Below are 20,005 nucleotides of genomic sequence, written 5' to 3'. Positions count from 1 at the left end.
TCTGAACAATATGCGAGTAAAAGTATGCGGCATGACCCAGCCAGAACAGGTGGCACAACTGGCAGACATGGGTGTATCTTTTGCAGGATTCATTTTCTATCCCAAAAGTCCCCGGTACGTATTCAAACACATGACCACCACACAGATCAGGAAGGAGAACAATATCAACAAAGTGGGCGTGTTTGTAAATGCCCCTATTGAAGAAGTACTCCATATGGTGGACGAATGCAGGCTGCACCTGGTGCAACTGCACGGCGACGAAAATCCAAAATACTGTGAGAAGATCGCAGACTATGTATCGGTGGTAAAAGCATTTCGACTGAGCGACAACGATAGTGTGGAGTGGATGATCAGGCCCTATATGGATTGCTGCGACATGTTCATGTTCGACACCATGGGCGCCGGATATGGAGGAACAGGAAAAAAATTCGACTGGAGCGTATTAAAAGATACCATCATCGGTAAACCATTTTTTCTCAGTGGTGGCATCGAGCCGGGCGATGAAGCGCAATTGCGGGAATTCGAGAAAGAGCCCGCTGCCAAAGCCCTCTTTGCCATCGATATCAACAGCAAATTCGAAACCAATCCGGGTTACAAAGACATGGAGAAGGTGCGCGGGTTTGTGAACAATATGAAATAAGATACCTAACGGACAAAATATTGGTTTTATGTCAACAACCATTTACCAGCAGCCAGATGCACAGGGATATTACGGACAGTTCGGCGGTGCTTACATCCCCGAGATGCTGCACCGCAACGTGGAAGAGCTGCGCAATCAGTACAGGAGCATCATCACCAGCAAAGATTTCCGTGATGAATACCAGAGCCTGCTCCGCGATTATGTAGGAAGGCCCACGCCGCTCTATCCTGCTGCCAGGCTGAGCGCACAGTTCAATACCAATATTTACCTGAAGCGGGAAGACCTTTGTCATACCGGTTCTCATAAGCTCAACAATGCACTCGGACAGATCCTGCTGGCGCAACGCCTGGGCAAGAAGCGCATCATCGCGGAAACAGGCGCCGGTCAGCATGGCGTGGCCACAGCCACTGTTTGCGCACTCAAAGGCATAGAGTGCATCGTGTACATGGGAGAGAAAGATATTCAGCGCCAGGCGCCCAATGTGGCCCGCATGAAAATGCTCGGCGCTACCGTGATCCCCGCCACCAGTGGCAGCAAAACCCTGAAAGACGCTACCAATGAAGCGATCAGGGACTGGATCAACAATCCCAATGACACACATTATATCATCGGCTCCGTGGTAGGCCCGCATCCATATCCCGATATGGTTGCAACTTTCCAGAGTGTGATCAGTGAAGAGATCCGTAAGCAACTCAAAGAAAAAACCGGCAGTGAATTACCCACGCATGTATTCGCCTGCGTAGGCGGCGGCAGCAATGCTGCAGGTGCTTTCTATCATTTCACCGAAGAGCAGACAGTGAAACTGGTAGCAGTGGAAGCGGCAGGTCATGGGGTGGAAAGCGGGCTGAGCGCAGCCACAACCAGACTTGGTAAACCAGGTGTACTGCATGGCAGCAAGAGCCTGGTGATGCAAACCGAAGATGGACAGGTGGTAGAACCGCACAGCATTTCAGCCGGACTGGATTATCCTGGTATCGGTCCCATGCATGCGAATCTGTTCGCGAGCGGCCGCGGAACTTTTCTCAGTGCAACAGATGAAGAAGCTGTTCGTGCAGCTTTCAATCTGACGCAGCTGGAAGGCATCATTCCTGCATTGGAAAGCTCACACGCACTGGCAGGACTGCACCAGGTGGATTTTAAAAAAGATGATGTGGTAGTGCTTTGCTTAAGTGGAAGAGGTGATAAGGATATGGCTACCTACATGCAGGCAATGGGCGTATAACGAGGATCAATACACTATTTTGAATCAACAATCATGAGCAGAATACAGGAATTATTTAAAAAGAAAAATAAACAGGTCCTCAACGTGTACGTGACAGCCGGTTATCCGCAACTAAACAGCACAGTACCCGTGATGCAGGCCCTGGAGAAAAGTAGCGCCGACCTCATTGAGCTGGGCATGCCCTACAGTGATCCATTGGCAGACGGTCCCGTAATCCAGGCCAGCAGTACCATCGCGCTGCAGAATGGCATGACCATCAAAAAACTCTTTGAACAATTGAAAGAGATGCGCGCATCTGTGCAGGTGCCTGTGATCCTCATGGGATACATGAACCCCATCCTTCAATATGGCTTCGATAAGTTCTGTGCAGATGCGGCAGCAGTGGGAGTGGATGGATTGATCCTGCCTGATCTTCCTGAGTTTGAGTTCGAAAACGAATACGGCTCCATCATCAAAAAATACAAACTGGATTTCATCTTTTTAGTAACTCCGGAAACAACAACGGAACGCATCAAAAGACTGGATGCTCTGAGCACAGGCTTTCTCTATGCCGTGAGCAGCAGCTCCACTACAGGAAAAGATCAGAATATGAGTGGTGTAAGCGCTTACCTGCAAAGGTTACAGGAGATGAAATTGAAAAACCCGGTGTTGGTAGGCTTTGGCATCAAGGACAAGGCCAGCTTTGAAGCGGCATCTGAATTTGCCAATGGCGCCATCATCGGCACTGCTTTCATCAAAGCACTGGAGGGTGCTTCCGATGTAGCTGCCGCAACAGAACAATTCATCAGAACAGTGAAATGATTTATCTTTCGCGTTTTTAGCAAAAAGAACAAAAGTGGAATTAGCCATCGTAAAATACAATGCAGGAAATATCCAGTCGGTACTCTACGCACTGGAAAGGATCGGAGCCACAGCAACCGTAACCGATGATCACGAACAATTGCGTAAGGCAGACAAAGTGATCTTCCCCGGCGTGGGCGAAGCCAGCAGCGCCATGCGTTATCTTTCTGAGCGTGGGCTGGACAAGGTATTGCGCGAGCTTCAGCAACCAGTACTTGGCATCTGTTTGGGCATGCAGCTAATGTGTGCTTACAGCGAAGAGAATGATACGGATTGTCTGGGCATCTTCGAGGAAAATGTAAAACTTTTTTCTCCGGGCTCTACTGCCGATGGTCCGATCAAGATCCCGCAGATCGGCTGGAACAATATCTATTCGTTGAAATCGGAACTGTTCAAAGGCGTGCCTGAGAACAGTTACTGCTATTTTGTACATGGCTACTATGCGGCCCTTGGAGAGCATACCATCGCCACTACGGAATACGGACTGCCTTACAGTTCCGCATTGCACAAGAACAATTTCTACGGCGTGCAGTTCCATCCTGAAAAGAGCGCTGCTACCGGCGAATCCATTCTCAAGAATTTCCTGAACATATAATCAGATACATGCAGATCATTCCGGCAATAGATATTATCGATGGGAAATGCGTAAGACTTACCCAGGGCGATTACCAACAAAAAAAGATCTACAATGAAAACCCGCTCGAAGTAGCAAAGCAATTTGAAGATGCAGGATTGCAGCGTCTCCACCTGGTAGACCTGGACGGCGCGAAGGCAGGCACGGTGAAGAACTGGAAAGTGCTGGAAAGCATTGCCGGTAAAACCAGTCTGGTTGTAGATTTTGGCGGGGGCATCAAGAAGAAAGAGGACGTGAATATCGTTTTCAATTCTGGGGCAGCGCTGGCTACCATTGGCAGCCTGGCCGTGAAAGATGAAAATCTCTTTGTACAATGGCTCAGGGAATACGGCGCAGATAAATTCCTGCTCGGCGCCGATGTGAAGGATGAGAAGATCGCAGTGGCCGGATGGCTGGAAACCACCGATATCTGGATCTATGATTTTATAGAAAAATATACAGCACACGGCGTAACGCAATTGTTCTGTACCGATGTGAGCAAGGACGGATTGTTGCAAGGGCCCTCAACAGAATTGTATAAGAATATCCTTTCCAAATTTTCATCATTGCATTTTATTGCCAGTGGCGGCGTGAGTTCTGTGGCAGATCTGGATGCGCTTCGCGAGATTGGATGCAGTGGCGTAATTGTGGGAAAAGCTTTTTATGAAGGAAGGATCTCTCTGGATGAACTGGTAAGGTTCAACGAAGGAAAATAAATGTAAAAACATACACCGGTACGGCGTTGTACCGGTCTCAATAATTTCAGTCATGCTTTGTAAAAGAATCGTTCCCTGTCTGGATATCAAAGATGGCCGCACAGTAAAGGGCACCAATTTTGTGGACCTCCGCGATGCCGGTGATCCTGTTGAATTAGGCGCTCTATATGCCAGGGAAGGGGCGGATGAACTGGTATTCCTCGATATTACCGCTACCGTTGAAAAAAGGAAAACACTACGCGAGCTGGTGAACCGGATCTCGCATCATATCAATATTCCCTTCACCGTTGGTGGTGGTATCAGCAGTGTAGAAGATGTATATGCATTGTTGCAGAACGGCGCTGACAAGATCTCTGTGAATACGGCAGCATTCAGGAATCCTGCACTGGTGAATGAACTGGCGAAGGAATTCGGCAGTCAGTGTGTGGTACTGGCCATCGATACCAGGAAAGAAGAAGATGGTGAATGGTATGTGTACCTGAATGGTGGTCGTGTAAAAACCGATGTGAAGTGTAAGGATTGGGCGAAACAGGCAGTTGATCTCGGTGCAGGTGAGATCTTGCTGACGTCTATGAACCACGATGGAACCAAGGCAGGCTTTGCATTGGACATTACCAAAGAGCTGGCTACAACCCTTCCTGTTCCTGTGATTGCGAGCGGTGGCGGAGGAACGATGGAGCATTTTGTGGATGTGTTCAATAAGGCCAAAGCCGATGCGGCGCTGGCTGCCAGTATTTTCCATTTCAAGGAGATCAGTATACCGGAATTAAAAGGATATTTGCAGGATAAGAAAATTCATATCAGACCTGTATGAATATTTATATTCCTATTCCACTTCTTGCTATAGCCATCACATTGTTTGTGTATTTCAAGAACAAACAATCTGATAAAAGTCGCCATCGCAGGGAGCGGTACAAGGATAAACAAGAAAATCTGATAGAATTACTTCGCAAAGGAAAAAACAAAAACAATGAGCGTGAGAACGTTCAAGAGTAAATAAAGCACCATGAAAATCGATTACTCCAAATATGCAGATGGTCTTGTGCCCGCCATTGTGCAGGATTTCAACACACACAAAGTGCTCATGCTCGGCTTCATGAATGAAGAAGCTGTGAAGAAAACCATGGAGGAAGGCAAGGTCACTTTTTACAGCCGCAGCAAACAGCGTCTCTGGACCAAAGGCGAGGAGAGCGGCAATCACCTGATGGTGAAAGAAATGTTATCCGACTGCGATAATGATACCCTCCTGATCAAGGCCCATCCGCTCGGGCCTACCTGTCATACCGGCGCAGACACCTGCTGGAGTGAACGCAATCATTCCGATGAATTCCTCTATTATCTCGAAGATATTATCAATCTCCGCAAACAGAGTACCGATGCGAAATCCTATGTACGGGACCTGTTCGGACGGGGAATCAACAAGATAGCCCAGAAAGTAGGGGAGGAAGCCGTGGAACTGGTGATCGAAGCGAAGGACAATAACGATGATCTTTTCCTCAATGAGGCTGCCGATCTCATATTTCATTATTTGATTTTACTTAACGCAAAAGGGCATAAATTGCAGGATGTCGTGGATATCTTAAAATCGCGGCATTCAAAATAAGATTATGAAAAGATTTTTCGCCCTGTTGCTGATCATTCCGGCAGGCCTTTTTGCACAGCAGAAAGGTTTTGTTGTTACTGGCTCACTTAAAGGCTTACCAGAAGGATCTGAAGTAACGCTCAGTGATGCCAATAACGTACAGGATACGCTTGCCAGAGCGGTGGTGACAAAGAATCAATTTGTGTTGAAAGGCACCGTACAGGAACCGAATGTATTCTTCCTCAACCTGCATGGACCGCAGAAGAAATCCTTTGTATTCATCGGCAATGAAAATGTGACCCTGAGTGGTGATGTGGCCGAGATGACCAACCTCCAGGTGAAAGGTTCTTCCATTCATGATGATTACAGCAATTACGCCAAACAATTCAATCCTTTGTTCGAGCAGCTTGGAGCGCTCACGCAAAAGATCAACGGAACGCCTAATATTCAGCCCGGCGACAGCCTGCTGCTGCAGCACCAGGCCCTGATCGATCTTATCATCGGCAAGATAGATTCTTATGTTGATGCTCATAATGCTTCACCTGTAGCGCCATTCCTGATGGTGGTTACAGCGCAGCTGGACCAGGACATGGCCAGCACTGAAAGGAGGTTTGCCAAGCTGAAACCCGCTGCACAGGAAGGTTTCTATGGAAAGATCATCAAAGAGCGCATCGATAAGAGCAAGATCGGACAGATCGGATCACAGGCACTCGAATTCACGCAGGCGGATGTTGATGGCAAAGATGTAGCCCTTTCTTCTTTCCGTGGCAAATATGTTCTCGTTGATTTCTGGGCAAGCTGGTGCAAACCATGCCGCATGGAAAATCCCAATGTGGTGGAAAACTACAATGAATTCAAAGGAAAAAATTTCACAGTACTGGGTGTTTCGCTCGATCGTGAAAAAGAATCCTGGCTCGCTGCCATCAAAGAAGACAAACTCGACTGGACGCATGTTAGCGATCTCCAGTTCTGGAATAATGCCGTAGCGCGTTTGTACGGCATAGAAGGGATCCCTGCCAATCTGCTGATCGATCCAAATGGAAAAGTAGTGGCAAGGAATCTGCGTGGGGAAGGACTTAAAGCAAAACTCAGAGAATTACTCGGAAGCAATTAATTGGCATGAAAATATTGATCACCGGAGCAAATGGACTGCTGGGACAGCATCTTGTACAAGAGCTGCTGCACCAGCAGTTCACTGTGTTGGCTACCAGCAAAGGGCCGAACCGTCTGCCTTTTGAGCCATCCGAACAATTCAGATACCGTAGCCTGGACATCACCGACGAACTGAATCTCGAAAAAGTGATGGAAGAGGAGCGTCCCGATGTGATTGTTCATGCTGCTTCCATGACGCAGGTGGATGAGTGCGAGAAGAATACCGAGCTCTGTGAAAAAGTTAACGTCTACGGCACCACGCAATTACTGGTGGATGCTGAAGCTTTCAGCAAATACATCATCTACGTATCAACAGATTTCGTTTTCGATGGTCTCAACGGCCTTTATCGTGAAGACGATGATCTTCGTCCGGTCAATTTCTACGGCTTCACCAAAATGCAGGCTGAAGCCATTATGCATACCAGTGAGATCCCCTGGGCCATTGTCCGCACCTGCCTGGTGTACGGCAATCCATTGCAGGGAACCCGCAGCAATATCGTGAACTGGGTTCGCGAGAGCCTCCAGGAAGGGGAGTCCATCAAAGTGGTTTCCGACCAGATGCGCACGCCCACCTATGTAGGCGATCTTGCCAAAGGTCTTGTTGAAATGATCAAACGCAGGTCCACCGGCATTTACCATCTCTCCGGCAAAGAGCAGCTGACGCCCTATCAGATGGCGCTGAAAACTGCAGATCACTTCAGTCTCGACAAAAGTCTCATCACCGAAGTAACCGCCGACACCTTCACTCAACCCGCCAAACGTCCGCCCCGTACGGGCTTCGACATCTCCAAAGCGGAAAAAGACCTGGACTACAAACCCATGACCTTCGAAGAAGGCCTCCAGCAAATGGGGGAAACTGGCATCGCCTAGTTCGCAAAGTAGCCATATACTCAACCAATCGGCGCGGCGTTTCACCCACCATCCGCCTATCTACCCGTCTGCCATTACTTGTGCTGATGCACATTTCCCCATTCCCCATCCCCAACTCATTTTCCGGGAAAAACAGTGCCTGCATTGCTGTACTTTCGAGATGCTCACTGGGATCGGCGGGTGTATGCAAACGGGCCTTCGAAACAAAAGCCCTGAAGCTCACCCCAGCTCCACCGCCCATCCCTCCAACCCCAGCTCATTTCTTAATAAAAAGCGTCGGTTTGTTTCGTCAGCCCCATTGCATACACCCCCGATCCCACACCGTCCATCACCCCAGAAAACCACAGCAATAGCCAGCAAAGTTTTTCCCCCGGAAAATGAGTAACTTCCCCTTAGTCACAACCTGTCACTTATGAGAAAAATCTACACCATTCTGCTCTGCAGCATTTCATTGGCTGCTTCCGCGCAGATCAATAACCAGCTTCCACTGCCTCCGGGCACTGTTTCTTTTGTACTTGAAGATCGACCTGTTCACGAACGGATGCACCCTTCCGTTCAGGGATCGCCATTATTGCAGAACGATTGGGCCGAAGGCGCGGTTATGATGGCCGATGGAAGGAATTTCTACGGTGTATCGCTCTTATACAATCTTTACGACGATATCCTATACTTCAAAAGAGATAAGGAGATGTGTGAGTTCACAGATCCTGTCCGCCAATTCACGTTCCGTTTTCTGAAAGGAAATGATTCCGCTACAGCCCTTTACCGGAGTGGATTTCCAGCCATCGGAAAAAATACGGAACGAAGTTTTTACGAAGTGCTGGCGGATGGAAAATACCAGTTACTGAACCATCGTTACAAAACATTGGTGAAAGTGAAAGGGGATTATGTAAGGAAAGATGAGTACAATAAATTTGAGGACAAGACCCAGCTCTATCTTTACAATACTGAAGACAAGAAGATCACGCGGCTCGACAATTTCACTGATATGTCGGCAGCATTGGGATCCCAGGCCGATTCAGTGGCCGGCATCATGGGGAAGTCCAAAATAAAAATGAAAAACGAGAACGATCTGATCATGCTGGTAACGGCGCTGAATCACAAGAAGTGATTCAGTTCATCATCAGTACATTCACACTCCTTTGAAGGATATTGAATGCGATCTCACTCATGAGGTTCTCTTTATCGAGCGTCGGGTTCACTTCCGTGATCTCGAAGCAGCATATTTTGCGGTTCTGCATGAATTTGCTGATCAGGTCTTCCGCTTCGCGCTCGCGGAGGCCATTGCTTACAGGGGTTCCTGTGCCTTTGGAAATGGAGGAATCCAGACTGTCTACATCGAAACTGATATAGATATCCGTGCAGTCGGAGAGATAACGGATCACGCTGCGCACCACGTTCTCCGGGCCTTTGCGGCGGACTTCGTTGGTGGAGATCACTTTCATTCCGTATTTATCGATCAGGTATTTTTCTTCTTTTTCAAAATCGCGGAGCGAGATGAACACTACATCTTCCGGCAATACTTTCGGTGCGATCTTACCGAGTGTTTTGAGACCGTTCCATTGCTTTTTCGTTTCATCGTCCAGCTCATGTACGGCCATATCCTCATTGTCTTCATTGATGCTCAATGCCAGCGGCATACCGTGAAGATTACCCGAAGGAGTAGTGTATGGCGTATGCAGGTCCGCGTGAGCATCGATCCAGATCACACCCAGCCTGGATTTTGGCTTGGCCATGCGGATACCCGCGATGGTGGCGCCAGCCATGCTATGGTCTCCGCTGATCACTACGGGAAAGAAATTATTCTTGAGGGTATCATGCACGGCCTTGCTCACACGATCATACATGGTGGCGATACCTTTGATCCTTTTGGCGTATGGCGATTCAATGGGCTCGTGCAGTAATTTATTTTCGTGCGGTACTTTTTCGGAAGGGAAGTGGATGAAAAAATTACTCATGAAATCCAGGGCTGCGATCTTGATGGCGTCAATTCCTAAACTGGCCCCTCTTGTTCCGGCTCCAATTTCAGATGGCACTTCAATCAGCTTAATATTTTTCATAACAGCGAACGTTTATTACACAATCGGGTTGACTGGCTAAATCAGGAATTCAGTAAATTGAGAGGATGTGACGCTAATAACCTGGAAGGGCATAGTTAACCGGCAGCAGAAGCTGGGCAAATGGAAGAATAACCTGGGGTTTCCTGGTGCGGGTTGACATGACAATAGCGTATAGAGCCTAAAGATAGTAAGAGTTTACCAAAAATAAACGAACAATTGTTAGTTGGATCGCGCATCTCTATTATATTTGTGCTCCGTAAAAAAACAAAGCGAGAATATGCAGTTTCAATTATCAGAAGAGCAACTCATGATCCGTCAGGCTGCGCGCGACTTTGCGCAGCAGGAATGTTTACCAGGCGTTATCGAACGTGATGAACAGCAGAAATTCCCCTATGACCAGGTGTATAAACTGGCAGAACTCGGTTTTATGGGAATGATGGTTGACCCCAAATATGGAGGTTCCGGTTTGGACACTGTCAGCTATGTACTTGCAATGGAAGAGATCAGTAAGATCGATGCCAGCGTGAGTGTGTGCATGAGCGTGAACAATAGCCTGGTAAGCTGGGGACTTGAAGCTTATGGTAATGAAGCGCAAAAAGAAAAATATTTAACACCACTGGCGCAGGGAAGAAAAGATGGAAAACTGTACATCGGCGCCTTCCTCCTGAGTGAGCCCGAAGCCGGCAGTGATGCCACCTCACAGCGTACTACAGCCGAAGATATGGGAGACCATTATCTTCTCAACGGCACCAAGAACTGGATCACCAACGGTTCTTCCGCATCGGTTTACCTGGTAATGGCGCAGACTGATGTTGCAAAAGGAAGCAAGGGCATCAACTGTTTCATTGTTGAAAAGAACTGGCCCGGCGTTGTTGTGGCAGCCAAAGAGAACAAACTCGGTATCCGCGGCAGCGACACACATACCATTATGTTCAATGATGTGAAAGTGCCTAAAGAGAACCGTATCGGAGAAGATGGATTCGGTTTCACTTTTGCGATGAAGACATTGTCCGGAGGCCGCATCGGTATTGCATCCCAGGCCCTCGGTATCGCCAGCGGCGCTTATGAGCTGAGCCTGAAATATGCCAAAGAAAGAAAAGCTTTCGGCAAAGAGATCATGCATCACCAGGCCATCCAGTTCAAACTCGCGGATATGGCTACACGCATCGAAGCAGCCCGCCTGCTCTGTCTCCGCGCTGCATGGGATAAAGACCAGCACAACGATTATGCTCTGAGCTCTTCGATGGCCAAAGTATTTGCCAGCGAAACCGCCATGTGGACTACCGTTGAAGCCGTTCAGATCCACGGCGGATACGGATATGTGAAAGAATACCACGTAGAGCGCCTTATGCGCGATGCCAAGATCACACAGATCTATGAAGGTACTTCCGAAGTACAACGCATCGTGATCGGACGTTCTATCCTCAAATAGGTTTTTTGAAAAGATACAAGGGCTGTCTTCCATACCGGAGGGCAGTCCTTTGTTTTGGCGCTTGCCCTAACCAGCCTCCCGGCTCCCCGATTTTTGCACTAGCTTTGCCCCTTCAATTGCTAAACATGGTGAATACTGAAGCATATAAGAATCTGAAAGAAGAGCTGGACCAGAAAGGCGTTACCCTGGTTGCCGTTTCAAAGATCAAACCTGTATCGGATATTCAAAAACTCTATGATCTTGGTCAGCGCGACTTTGGCGAGAACTATGTGCAGGAGCTGGTGGAAAAACAACCGCAGCTGCCTTCCGATATGCGTTGGCATTTCATCGGCCATCTTCAATCCAACAAAGTAAAATATATCGCGCCATTCGTGCATTTGATCCATGGGGTAGACAGCCAGAAATTACTGAAGGAGATCAACAAACAGGCAGTGAAGCTGGACCGGGTGATCCCCGTACTGCTGCAGGTGTATATCGCACGGGAAGAATCCAAGTTCGGTTTGGATGCCGCTGAACTGGAAGCGCTGCTGACTGCTGAAGAAACTGCCGGCTTCAGAAATATCCGAATAGAAGGACTGATGGGAATGGCTTCTTTCACCAGCAATACAGACGCTGTGCGCGCAGAATTCAACACATTGAAAGGCCTGGCCGAGCGCTGGGCTTCACATATCACAGAAAACATTCAATTGAAAACACTCTCCTTCGGCATGAGCGGCGATTATACCATCGCCATAGAGGAAGGCTCTAATATGGTGAGGATTGGCAGCCTGCTTTTCGGCGCACGGAACTGATAATCATCGTTCAAAAAAATCCATTCAACCCCGTTTTGGGTTCAAACGTCGAATAAGTTATGCCTCCTGATAGCCGGTTATTACTTTTACTCCTGTAATTAAATAGTGTTTTTCATAGGTTATTGATTAATGGTAAGGAGCTGTTTCTACAGCTCTTTTTGCTTTTGAGGATCAGCCAGTTCCGGCTTTGGTCAGCCCGCCGGGAAATAGTAAATTCGCGGCATAGCACTTAAAGTAAAGGCACAATGACAGAACCATTAAAAGAAGCTGAAAAGAGCCGTAATTTCCTGGAAGAGATCGTTGAAGAAGACCTGAAATCAGGTAAATACACTTCCATCACCACCCGGTTTCCGCCGGAACCCAATGGCTACCTGCACATCGGGCATGCCAAGAGCATCTGCCTGAATTTCGGTCTCGCCCTTAAATATGGCGGTAAGACCAATCTCCGTTTCGATGATACCAATCCTGTTACAGAGGATACAGAGTATGTAGACAGTATCAAGGAAGACGTGCAATGGCTGGGATTCCAATGGGCCAATGAATTGTATGCCTCTGATTATTTCGATAAATTTTACGAATTCGCCGTTCAGCTGATCAAGGCTGGCCTGGCGTATGTAGACGATTCCACTGCAGAAGAGATCGCTGCGCAGAAAGGTACGCCCACAGAGCCCGGCATTCGCAATAAATTCTCCGAACGCAGTATCGAAGATAACCTGCAATTGTTCGAAGAGATGAAAGCAGGAAAATACAAGGACGGAGAGAAGGTATTGCGCGCAAAGATCGATATGGGCTCTTCGAATATGCATTTCCGTGATCCGATCATGTATCGTATCAAACATGCGCATCACCACCGTACCGGTGATAAATGGTGCATCTACCCGATGTACGATTTCGCGCATGGTCAGAGTGATTCCATCGAGAAGATCACACATTCGATCTGCACGCTGGAGTTCATTCCTCATCGTCCGCTGTACGACTGGTTCATCGAGAAACTTGGCATCTTCCCATCCCATCAGTATGAGTTCGCACGTCTCAACCTCACCTACAATGTGATGAGCAAACGTAAGCTCAAACAACTGGTGGCTGAAAAATATGTAACAGGCTGGGACGATCCCCGCATGATCACAATCGCCGGCCTTCGCCGCAGGGGCTATACGCCGGAGTCTATCCGCGAGCTCTGCGAGAAGATCGGTGTGGTAAAACGTGATAGCCTGATCGAAATGAGCCTGCTGGAATTCTGTATCCGTGAGCACCTCAACAAGATCGCGCTTCGCCGCATGGTGGTGTTCGATCCGCTGAAAGTGGTGATCACCAATTATCCGGAAGGACAATCAGAAATAGTACACAGTGAAGACAATCCGGAAGACCCGAACGCCGGCAGTCGCGAAATTCCTTTTAGCAGGGAAGTGTATATCGAGAAGGAAGACTTCATGGAAGTGGCTCCGAAGAAATTCTTCCGTCTCGCACCAGGACAAATGGTTCGTCTGAAAAGCGCCTACATCATCAAATGTGATGAGGTGATCAAGGACGATGCAGGTAATATCACTGAGCTCCGTTGCTCCTATATTCCCGAGAGCAAGAGTGGCTCCGATACCTCCGGCATCAACGTGAAGGGAACCCTGCACTGGGTAAGCGTTCCAACGGCTATCAGCTGTGAGCTCCGTTTGTACGACCGTTTATTCAAAGTGGAAGACATGCTGAATGACGACAGGCCTTATACGGAATGCATCAATCCAGAATCGCTTGTAACTGTCACCAGCGCTTATGCAGAGCCTGCGTTGAGAACTTCAAAGTTCAATGACCGCTACCAGTTCCTTCGTAAAGGATATTTCTGCCTGGATAAAGACACCAGCGAAGACAAGATGATCTTCAACAGAACAGTGACGTTGAAAGACGGCTGGGCGAAAGAACAGAAGAAAGGATAAAAATAGAATAGTGTAAAAATATAATGGCCGCTTCCTGAGGGAGCGGCTTTTTTTGTTTTCTTGAATAATCCCTGATCTAATCTCCTCCGCATCCGCCACCGCAACCGGAGCAGCCGCTGCTGCATCCTCCGTCTCCGCTGCATCCTGAATGTCCATCAGTTGAACATCCGCCACCACAGCCTGTGGAAGAGCATCCTGAACCAGTATTCCCTTTTTTTGATGATGGGCTTGCAATCACCAGTGCAACCAAGCCTCCGATCAGCAGGAACACGAAGTTCTGCGAGATGAAGGCTGCAACACCTGCAATGCTCAGTATGAAGATTGCCTGTATCCATGACCTTTTGGGAACTACCCAGAATTGTTGCCGGTTGACCCGGGTAAAGTGAATGTCGCTGAATCTTTGTTGTGAAGAAGGCCAGATGTCTTCGGGAGGTTCTGTGTTGAAAGTGTTTCTGTAGAGGGAGAGTGTGCGTTCGTAGTAGTCTTCGAATTTTTCCTGTTCTGTGGTTCCGCCTTCCGTGGGGTTGTGGTGAATTTTTTTGCCGAGCACGTTTTCGCAGAGATCGTTCCAGTAGGATTTTGTGTAAGCCAGGTGAAGGTGCCAGGCCTGATCAACAGCGTCGGAGGGAGTGCAGGGATGATCTTGTGAAGCGCAGAGAAAAAGGAATTTTTTGTACTCTAGTAATACCTGCGAAGCAAATTGAACTGACCAGCTGTTTTCCCGTGCCAGTCTTTGTTCAAACGATAATGACACATCGGGTGGATCAATTGAAAATATTTCCAATTTTCTCCAGATAGGGTTTTCATTGAATTGCATAAAGAACTCTTTTTCAAAAATAGAGCGCAAATATTACCTCAATGTTAAGCGGATGATCTATTTCCCCTGCGCTTTGAGTTTCGCATAATCAAATACCAGCTGGCAAAAGGCTTTCACGCCTATATCCAACTGACTGTCATCCACATAAAAATCAGGGGTATGGTGTCCCGGCGCTTTGGAATTATCTGTTCCTTTGGGCATGCCGCCAATGTAAAAAAAGAAGGAAGGTGCTTTCGTACCGTAGTACGAAAAATCTTCTGCTCCGGTTACCCATGCACGTTCGGAGACATTCTCTTTTCCTGCAGCTGTTTCCAGTGATGGCGTCATCAGTTTCACCAAAGCGGGGTCATTGTAGGTGACGAGTGTTTTTGTATCGATATGCACATCCGCGGTGGCGCCATAAGTGCTGGCGATGCCGGTAGCCATTTTTTTGATCCGCTCATGCGTTTCCTGTTGCATTTTGCTGTCGAGGGTCCGGATTGTGCCTTCGAGCATCGCTTCCTCGGGCATGATATTCGGACGAACGCCGCTGTTGAATTTCCCTACAGTGATCACCACCGGTGCTTTGGGTAATTCTGATTGACGGCTTACGATGGTTTGCAAACCATTGATGATGGCGGTAGCTGCCACTATAGGATCTACGCCTTTCCAGGGCTGTGATCCATGTGATTGCTTTCCTTTCACCTGGATGGTGAACCAATCGGATGAGGCCATAAAGGCCCCGGATTTGTATTGAATTTTTCCTACTTCAATTTCGGATTGAATGTGCATACCAAAGATGGCGTCCACTTTCGGATTGTCCATTACTCCTTCTTTCACCATCAGCGCCGCGCCGCCTTCTTCATCACCTGGAGGGCCTTCCTCAGCGGGCTGGAAGATGAATTTAACGGTGCCGGGAACATCTTTCTTTATCGACGATAGTAGCTGTGCTGTGCCGAGTAACATGGAAATATGGGTGTCATGTCCGCAGGCATGCATTACGGGAACCGTTTGTCCCAGGTAATCTGCTGTGACAGTTGATTTGAAGGGGAGGTCTACTCTTTCTTTTACAGGAAGCGCATCCATGTCTGCACGCAAAGCCACAACAGGACCAGGTTTGCCACCTTTTAGTATCGCCACTACGCCGGTTTTGGCGATGCCTGTCTGCACTTCCAGTCCGAAGGAGCGGAGCAGCTCGGCCACATAAGCGGCAGTATTCACTTCACGGTTGCTAAGTTCGGGATGCTGATGGATATGTCTTCTCCATTCGATCAGTTTGGGTTTGAGTGATTCCGCTTTTGCGTGTATGGCGGCAGTGCTCGGTTGCGCTACAACGTTAGTTAAACTGGTGACGAGAAATAGGAGGGTAGAGGCGATTGCCAGGAGTTTCTGCATGAGCATTCCAATTTTTGGTACGCTGAAAATAATCAAAAAATGTATCAGCTCCAATCCCATAGTACAACAGCCCATTCGTCCAGTTCATCCTGGTGGACATGGATGGTTTTGAAACCAACACGCTCATGCGCCCGTATGGAGCGGAGGTTTCGGGTAGCGATCTCGGTAACGATGCAGTCGAAACCCTTGCTGTAACTGGTTTTGTGTTGTTGGTAAAGCGCATCAAAAACGCCTTGTCCGCGCCAGGCTTCGGCTACACAGATCTGTCCCATTACATAAAATCTGTATTCGCTCAACAGACGTCCATTCCAGGGTGTTTGATCGAAGGAACTGAACATGGGTGCCAGGTCCGGAACGATATGGCTGCATTCGCGGGGCATGGTGAGTGCATAACCGGCCAGTTGATCTCCGTCTACAGCAATGATGCTGGGTGCTATATCGTGCATTTGTTTCAACACCGGAAGAGTGTGCTGAAGGGAGACGAAGCCTTGTTGTTGCTGGGTTTCAGCGGAAATGTTGGTGCGCAGATTTTCCGCCTGCAGTTGCAGGATCTGTTGCAGTTCTGCGTCTGTACTGACGGTGGTGGTATGGTAAGCCATACGGTAAATTACAGAAAATGCGGGTAGAATGTTCGCCGGAGACAAACGAACAGAAGTTAACCGCGGCAACGCGAGCCGCCTGGCATACGCGGCTTTTATTGTTATCCCTTGTATTCTCCAAACACTTCGCGCAACGTATCTGCGATCTCTCCCAGCGTGCAAAGGTTCTCCACTGCTTCCAGCACTGCCGGCATGATGTTCTCGCCATTGGTGGCGCGGTCGCTCAGCAATTGCAGCATCTGGTCAACACGGGCGGGATCACGCCGGTTGCGCAGGGAAGCCAGCTTTTCGGATTGCAGCTGACGGATGGAATCATCTATTTTGAAAAGGGGGATGGAATCAGTTTCATTCACCTGGAATTTGTTCACGCCAACGATGATCTTTTCGCCGGTTTCGATCTCGCGCTGGTAATTGTAAGCGCTGCGCGCGATCTCGTCCTGGATGAATCCCTGTTCAATGGCAGATACACTGCCGCCCATGGCATCGATGCTATGGATCAGTTTCCAGGCCTGTGCTTCCACCTCATTGGTGAGGGCTTCCACATAGTAGGAGCCGGCCAGCGGGTCTACGGTATCGGCCAGGCCGCTTTCGTAAGCCACGATCTGCTGTGTGCGAAGCGCGATACGTGCGGCCTCTTCTGTAGGCAGGCTCAATGCTTCGTCATAGCCATTGGTGTGAAGCGATTGCGTGCCGCCCAGTACGGCCGACATGGTCTGAACCGTAACGCGGGCAATATTGTTGAGCGGTTGTTGCGCCGTGAGGGTGCTGCCGCCGGTTTGTGTATGGAAGCGAAGCATCTGCGCTTTCGGATCGGTAGCGCCGAGCTCCTTCATCATCTGCGCCCACATGCGACGCGCAGCACGGAACTTGGCCACTTCCTCAAAGAGATTGTTATGCGCATTGAAGAAGAAAGAAAGTCTCTTTCCAAAAACATTAATATCCAGTCCTTTTTCCAGCGCAGCTTTCACATAAGCACGACCGTTACTCAAAGTAAAAGCGATCTCCTGCACCGCTGTACTGCCTGCCTCACGGATATGGTAACCCGAAATGGAAATGGTATTCCATTTTGGGACTTCCATGCTGCACCATTCAAATATATCTGTGATGATGCGCATGCTCGGTTTGGGTGGATAGATGTAGGTGCCGCGTGCTGCGTATTCTTTGAGGATATCGTTCTGGATGGTGCCTGAGATCTTTTTGAGATCGGCGCCCTGTTGTTTGGCGAGTGCTGTGTAGAAGGCCAGCAAAATAAAACCAGTAGCGTTAATGGTCATGGAGGTTGACACATCTTCGAGCCTGATGCCTTTGAAGAGGGTTTGCATATCCTCCAGGCTATCGATGGCCACACCTACTTTTCCTACTTCACCTTCTGCAAGGGCATGGTCGCTGTCGTACCCGATCTGTGTAGGCAGATCGAAGGCAACGCTGAGGCCCATCACACCCTGTGAAAGGAGGTAGTGATATCGTTTGTTACTTTCTTCCGCGGTGCTGAAGCCGGCGTACTGGCGCATGGTCCAGAGTTTGCCGCGATACATGTCCGGCTGAACGCCCCTGGTGAAAGGGAATTCTCCGGGTTGTTCGCTCATCGGCACGGGATCGGTATACAATCGTTTTATCTCGATTCCACTATCGGTAAATACTTTCTTTTCTTCTGACATAGCAAGCAAAATTTAGCACTCTTTATTTCATCAGTTTCTTCGCTTCAAAGCTCAGCACATCTGATACAACAGTGTGCAGTGTTGCTTTGGGATTCTGCACAAGCATTTCCAGGAGGGCATGATTGAGATCCTGCCCGCTAGCTTCTGCGGGAAGGAAGCTGGCCACCTGGTTGATGATGAGAATATTCTGGTCTTTGAGGTTACGCACTGCATCCCATGATTCTGCTGAAACATAGATCTGCTGGGTAACATTATGTTCAAATTCCTGTTTGATATTCATAGTGAGCAGGGATTGCATTTCCCTTGCGCTGAGACCAGGCTGGTTCACGCGGCTGATCAGGTTGGGGAGAGCGATGCGGTCTGTGAGCAGGATCAGGCGCTCATAGGCTCCCAGCTGGAGGCCCTGGATATTGGCAGCCTGTTTGTCGTTTTCCGCAATACCGGCTTTTTTCTTCTCGATCAGGGTTTTCACTTCCTTTCTTTGCTTCCAGAACATATATGCCAGGGTTCCGCCAAGGCTCAGGGCGATGGCGAGGGAAAGCACCAATTCCGTGGTCGTTAAAGTCATTAAGGGTCGTTTTTAAGTGGGACAAATGTAATAAAATAACGGGTAGTCGTATTTTTGTATTTATGGAAACGAAAAATGCATCTCCTCTGTTGTTCACGCCCGGCGCCATTGCAGAAATCAAAAGACTGATGGGTGAACCGGGATTCGATACCAGCCTCATGCTCCGGGTGGGCGTGAAGGGTGGCGGTTGCTCAGGATTCAGCTATTTGCTGGGCTTCGATCAGAAAATGGACAGCGATGCAGTGTATGAATACGAAGGGCTGAGCTTTATCATGAACCCGTCACACGGGCTCTACCTGACTGGTATGCAGATCGATTATGAGAATGGATTGAATGCAAGAGGGTTTACGTTTGAAAATCCAAATGCGAGCAAGACCTGCGGATGCGGGACTTCTTTTTCTGTGTAGGTCTCGCTAACACTTTATCGTTTTCTTCTTTTTGCCGATAGTCCCCCTGTCTTTTACTTTCAGGATATAGTCGGGTGAAAAGGGCACTTTGCAGGCTGTCCCGTTCATATCCACACTTACCACGCCGATCTTTCTGCCCAGCTGGATGGCTTCTGCCGTTAATGCGGGAACGAAACTACCTGCGGCGATGATGAAACCGTTCATGGTATAACGTACACGATTAGGGGCTGTCTGGATTTCCTCTTTTACCTGTTCCATCAGATCTCGGATAGCGGCAATATCAAGTTCTGCATCAGGCTTAAGAGATAATATACCTGCCAGGGTGTTCCAGCCTGCAGCTGCGATAAGTTCTTTTTTGGAGGCGATCCATTTCAGGCCCAGGTTCCAGGCTTTCGGATGTTCAGAAGCGACCCAGGGAACGATGTATTCGCTGAGGGCGGGAGAATTGGCATTGTCCATCCAGTGCTGTAATTCCTTTTCGCTCATTTGGGCGCCATTGGCCATGAGGCCGGCGAGGTACATGGCGTCTGCGTTGCCGGTATTGTACAACTCCATGGCGATGGACTGCGTATCTCCCTTTATTTCTTTTTGCAGTTTTTTGATGTCTTCCACTTTCACGCCAAACAGCGGTTCTTTGGCGCCATGCTTCAAGAGGATCTTTTTGATCTGCGGCGTTCCCAGCTCTTCGAGGCGGGAGAGGATTTGTTGAGTGGTCATGATTGCTGAGTTGAAAAAGGCA

At 48.6% G+C, this 20,005-nt stretch carries 21 protein-coding genes; 14 read left to right on the top strand and 7 right to left on the bottom strand.

Annotated features, from left to right (window positions below):
- The first annotated feature begins 10 nt into the window (after positions 1–10).
- The 10 genes from FSB84_RS28075 (at position 11) to FSB84_RS28030 (ending at position 8,746) form a co-directional block, all read left to right on the top strand.
- Positions 11–640 carry a phosphoribosylanthranilate isomerase gene (locus tag FSB84_RS28075; protein ID WP_130543781.1) on the top strand — a complete coding sequence of 210 codons (630 nt, stop codon included), beginning with the start codon at positions 11–13 and terminating at the stop codon, positions 638–640.
- Between the two features lie 28 nt (positions 641–668).
- Positions 669–1,862: a tryptophan synthase subunit beta gene (gene trpB / locus FSB84_RS28070; RefSeq protein ID WP_130543780.1), complete on the top strand. Its 1,194-nt coding sequence runs from the start codon at positions 669–671 to the stop codon at positions 1,860–1,862.
- A 33-nt stretch (positions 1,863–1,895) separates the two neighbouring features.
- The gene (gene trpA, locus FSB84_RS28065) at positions 1,896–2,663 is read left to right on the top strand and encodes a tryptophan synthase subunit alpha (protein WP_130543779.1); all 768 of its coding nucleotides are present in this window, start codon (positions 1,896–1,898) and stop codon (positions 2,661–2,663) included.
- Positions 2,664–2,697: 34 nt separating this feature from the next.
- Complete coding sequence (gene hisH, locus FSB84_RS28060) at positions 2,698–3,297, top strand: imidazole glycerol phosphate synthase subunit HisH (RefSeq protein WP_130543778.1); 600 nt, start codon at positions 2,698–2,700, stop codon at positions 3,295–3,297.
- 8 nt (positions 3,298–3,305) lie between these two features.
- On the top strand, positions 3,306–4,031 hold the full coding sequence (hisA, locus tag FSB84_RS28055; RefSeq protein ID WP_130543777.1) for a 1-(5-phosphoribosyl)-5-[(5-phosphoribosylamino)methylideneamino]imidazole-4-carboxamide isomerase: 726 nt from the start codon (positions 3,306–3,308) through the stop codon (positions 4,029–4,031).
- 52 nt (positions 4,032–4,083) lie between these two features.
- Positions 4,084–4,845, top strand: a complete 762-nt coding sequence (hisF, locus tag FSB84_RS28050; protein WP_130543776.1) for an imidazole glycerol phosphate synthase subunit HisF — start codon at positions 4,084–4,086, stop codon at positions 4,843–4,845.
- A 192-nt stretch (positions 4,846–5,037) separates the two neighbouring features.
- Positions 5,038–5,634 carry a bifunctional phosphoribosyl-AMP cyclohydrolase/phosphoribosyl-ATP diphosphatase HisIE gene (gene hisIE / locus FSB84_RS28045; protein ID WP_130543775.1) on the top strand — a complete coding sequence of 199 codons (597 nt, stop codon included), beginning with the start codon at positions 5,038–5,040 and terminating at the stop codon, positions 5,632–5,634.
- Positions 5,635–5,638: 4 nt separating this feature from the next.
- Positions 5,639–6,727, top strand: coding sequence for a TlpA disulfide reductase family protein (locus FSB84_RS28040; RefSeq protein ID WP_225979909.1), 1,089 nt, complete (start codon positions 5,639–5,641; stop codon positions 6,725–6,727).
- A 5-nt stretch (positions 6,728–6,732) separates the two neighbouring features.
- Positions 6,733–7,635: an SDR family oxidoreductase gene (locus FSB84_RS28035; RefSeq protein ID WP_130543774.1), complete on the top strand. Its 903-nt coding sequence runs from the start codon at positions 6,733–6,735 to the stop codon at positions 7,633–7,635.
- A 412-nt stretch (positions 7,636–8,047) separates the two neighbouring features.
- Entirely contained in the window at positions 8,048–8,746 is a 699-nt protein-coding gene (locus FSB84_RS28030) for a hypothetical protein (RefSeq protein WP_130543773.1), read from the top strand.
- A 1-nt stretch (position 8,747) separates the two neighbouring features.
- Here FSB84_RS28030 and FSB84_RS28025 read toward each other — a convergent pair whose 3' ends face one another.
- On the bottom strand, positions 8,748–9,695 hold the full coding sequence (locus FSB84_RS28025) for an arginase (protein WP_130543772.1): 948 nt from the start codon (positions 9,693–9,695) through the stop codon (positions 8,748–8,750).
- A 277-nt stretch (positions 9,696–9,972) separates the two neighbouring features.
- Between FSB84_RS28025 and FSB84_RS28020 the strand changes: the two genes are divergently transcribed.
- From FSB84_RS28020 to FSB84_RS28010, 3 genes are all read left to right on the top strand, one after another.
- Positions 9,973–11,127, top strand: coding sequence for an acyl-CoA dehydrogenase (locus FSB84_RS28020; RefSeq protein ID WP_130543771.1), 1,155 nt, complete (start codon positions 9,973–9,975; stop codon positions 11,125–11,127).
- 125 nt (positions 11,128–11,252) lie between these two features.
- On the top strand, positions 11,253–11,918 hold the full coding sequence (locus tag FSB84_RS28015) for a YggS family pyridoxal phosphate-dependent enzyme (RefSeq protein ID WP_130543770.1): 666 nt from the start codon (positions 11,253–11,255) through the stop codon (positions 11,916–11,918).
- A gap of 245 nt (positions 11,919–12,163) precedes the next feature.
- Complete coding sequence (locus FSB84_RS28010) at positions 12,164–13,843, top strand: glutamine--tRNA ligase/YqeY domain fusion protein (protein WP_130543769.1); 1,680 nt, start codon at positions 12,164–12,166, stop codon at positions 13,841–13,843.
- A gap of 76 nt (positions 13,844–13,919) precedes the next feature.
- Here the strand turns inward: FSB84_RS28010 and FSB84_RS28005 are convergent, their stop codons facing one another.
- The 5 genes from FSB84_RS28005 to FSB84_RS27985 form a co-directional block, all read right to left on the bottom strand.
- A complete protein-coding gene (locus FSB84_RS28005; RefSeq protein ID WP_192909891.1) occupies positions 13,920–14,660 on the bottom strand; it encodes a glycine-rich domain-containing protein in 741 nt (246 codons plus the stop codon).
- A 57-nt stretch (positions 14,661–14,717) separates the two neighbouring features.
- Positions 14,718–16,034 (bottom strand): amidohydrolase, encoded by a 1,317-nt coding sequence (locus tag FSB84_RS28000; RefSeq protein ID WP_130543768.1) that lies wholly within the window; start codon positions 16,032–16,034, stop codon positions 14,718–14,720.
- A 44-nt stretch (positions 16,035–16,078) separates the two neighbouring features.
- Positions 16,079–16,633, bottom strand: coding sequence for a GNAT family N-acetyltransferase (locus tag FSB84_RS27995; protein WP_130543767.1), 555 nt, complete (start codon positions 16,631–16,633; stop codon positions 16,079–16,081).
- Between the two features lie 101 nt (positions 16,634–16,734).
- A complete protein-coding gene (locus FSB84_RS27990) occupies positions 16,735–18,291 on the bottom strand; it encodes an acyl-CoA mutase large subunit family protein (protein WP_130543766.1) in 1,557 nt (518 codons plus the stop codon).
- A 22-nt stretch (positions 18,292–18,313) separates the two neighbouring features.
- Complete coding sequence (locus FSB84_RS27985) at positions 18,314–18,859, bottom strand: DUF7935 family protein (RefSeq protein WP_130543765.1); 546 nt, start codon at positions 18,857–18,859, stop codon at positions 18,314–18,316.
- A gap of 62 nt (positions 18,860–18,921) precedes the next feature.
- Here FSB84_RS27985 and FSB84_RS27980 point away from each other — a divergent pair, with 62 nt between their 5' ends.
- The gene (locus FSB84_RS27980) at positions 18,922–19,266 is read left to right on the top strand and encodes a HesB/IscA family protein (protein WP_130543764.1); all 345 of its coding nucleotides are present in this window, start codon (positions 18,922–18,924) and stop codon (positions 19,264–19,266) included.
- A 6-nt stretch (positions 19,267–19,272) separates the two neighbouring features.
- Here FSB84_RS27980 and FSB84_RS27975 read toward each other — a convergent pair whose 3' ends face one another.
- Positions 19,273–19,983 carry a DNA alkylation repair protein gene (locus FSB84_RS27975; protein ID WP_130543763.1) on the bottom strand — a complete coding sequence of 237 codons (711 nt, stop codon included), beginning with the start codon at positions 19,981–19,983 and terminating at the stop codon, positions 19,273–19,275.
- Between the last annotated feature and the right edge of the window lie 22 nt (positions 19,984–20,005).

The organism is Pseudobacter ginsenosidimutans (genome assembly GCF_007970185.1).
In the GTDB taxonomy this organism is placed as follows: Bacteria; Bacteroidota; Bacteroidia; order Chitinophagales; family Chitinophagaceae; genus Pseudobacter; species Pseudobacter ginsenosidimutans.
This window is presented reverse-complemented; position numbering and strand designations above follow the sequence as displayed.

What these genes read in the sequence shown, in the direction of transcription:
- FSB84_RS28075 (WP_130543781.1), top strand. Translation starts at nt 11, where the DNA reads ATGCGAGTAAAAGTATGCGGCATGACCCAGCCAGAACAGGTGGCACAA.
- trpB (WP_130543780.1), top strand. Translation starts at nt 669, where the DNA reads ATGTCAACAACCATTTACCAGCAGCCAGATGCACAGGGATATTACGGA.
- trpA (WP_130543779.1), top strand. Translation starts at nt 1,896, where the DNA reads ATGAGCAGAATACAGGAATTATTTAAAAAGAAAAATAAACAGGTCCTC.
- hisA (WP_130543777.1), top strand. Translation starts at nt 3,306, where the DNA reads ATGCAGATCATTCCGGCAATAGATATTATCGATGGGAAATGCGTAAGA.
- hisF (WP_130543776.1), top strand. Translation starts at nt 4,084, where the DNA reads ATGCTTTGTAAAAGAATCGTTCCCTGTCTGGATATCAAAGATGGCCGC.
- hisIE (WP_130543775.1), top strand. Translation starts at nt 5,038, where the DNA reads ATGAAAATCGATTACTCCAAATATGCAGATGGTCTTGTGCCCGCCATT.
- FSB84_RS28040 (WP_225979909.1), top strand. Translation starts at nt 5,639, where the DNA reads ATGAAAAGATTTTTCGCCCTGTTGCTGATCATTCCGGCAGGCCTTTTT.
- FSB84_RS28035 (WP_130543774.1), top strand. Translation starts at nt 6,733, where the DNA reads ATGAAAATATTGATCACCGGAGCAAATGGACTGCTGGGACAGCATCTT.
- FSB84_RS28030 (WP_130543773.1), top strand. Translation starts at nt 8,048, where the DNA reads ATGAGAAAAATCTACACCATTCTGCTCTGCAGCATTTCATTGGCTGCT.
- FSB84_RS28025 (WP_130543772.1), bottom strand. Translation starts at nt 9,695, where the DNA reads ATGAAAAATATTAAGCTGATTGAAGTGCCATCTGAAATTGGAGCCGGA.
- FSB84_RS28020 (WP_130543771.1), top strand. Translation starts at nt 9,973, where the DNA reads ATGCAGTTTCAATTATCAGAAGAGCAACTCATGATCCGTCAGGCTGCG.
- FSB84_RS28015 (WP_130543770.1), top strand. Translation starts at nt 11,253, where the DNA reads ATGGTGAATACTGAAGCATATAAGAATCTGAAAGAAGAGCTGGACCAG.
- FSB84_RS28010 (WP_130543769.1), top strand. Translation starts at nt 12,164, where the DNA reads ATGACAGAACCATTAAAAGAAGCTGAAAAGAGCCGTAATTTCCTGGAA.
- FSB84_RS28005 (WP_192909891.1), bottom strand. Translation starts at nt 14,660, where the DNA reads ATGCAATTCAATGAAAACCCTATCTGGAGAAAATTGGAAATATTTTCA.
- FSB84_RS28000 (WP_130543768.1), bottom strand. Translation starts at nt 16,034, where the DNA reads ATGCAGAAACTCCTGGCAATCGCCTCTACCCTCCTATTTCTCGTCACC.
- FSB84_RS27995 (WP_130543767.1), bottom strand. Translation starts at nt 16,633, where the DNA reads ATGGCTTACCATACCACCACCGTCAGTACAGACGCAGAACTGCAACAG.
- FSB84_RS27990 (WP_130543766.1), bottom strand. Translation starts at nt 18,291, where the DNA reads ATGTCAGAAGAAAAGAAAGTATTTACCGATAGTGGAATCGAGATAAAA.
- FSB84_RS27985 (WP_130543765.1), bottom strand. Translation starts at nt 18,859, where the DNA reads ATGACTTTAACGACCACGGAATTGGTGCTTTCCCTCGCCATCGCCCTG.
- FSB84_RS27980 (WP_130543764.1), top strand. Translation starts at nt 18,922, where the DNA reads ATGGAAACGAAAAATGCATCTCCTCTGTTGTTCACGCCCGGCGCCATT.
- FSB84_RS27975 (WP_130543763.1), bottom strand. Translation starts at nt 19,983, where the DNA reads ATGACCACTCAACAAATCCTCTCCCGCCTCGAAGAGCTGGGAACGCCG.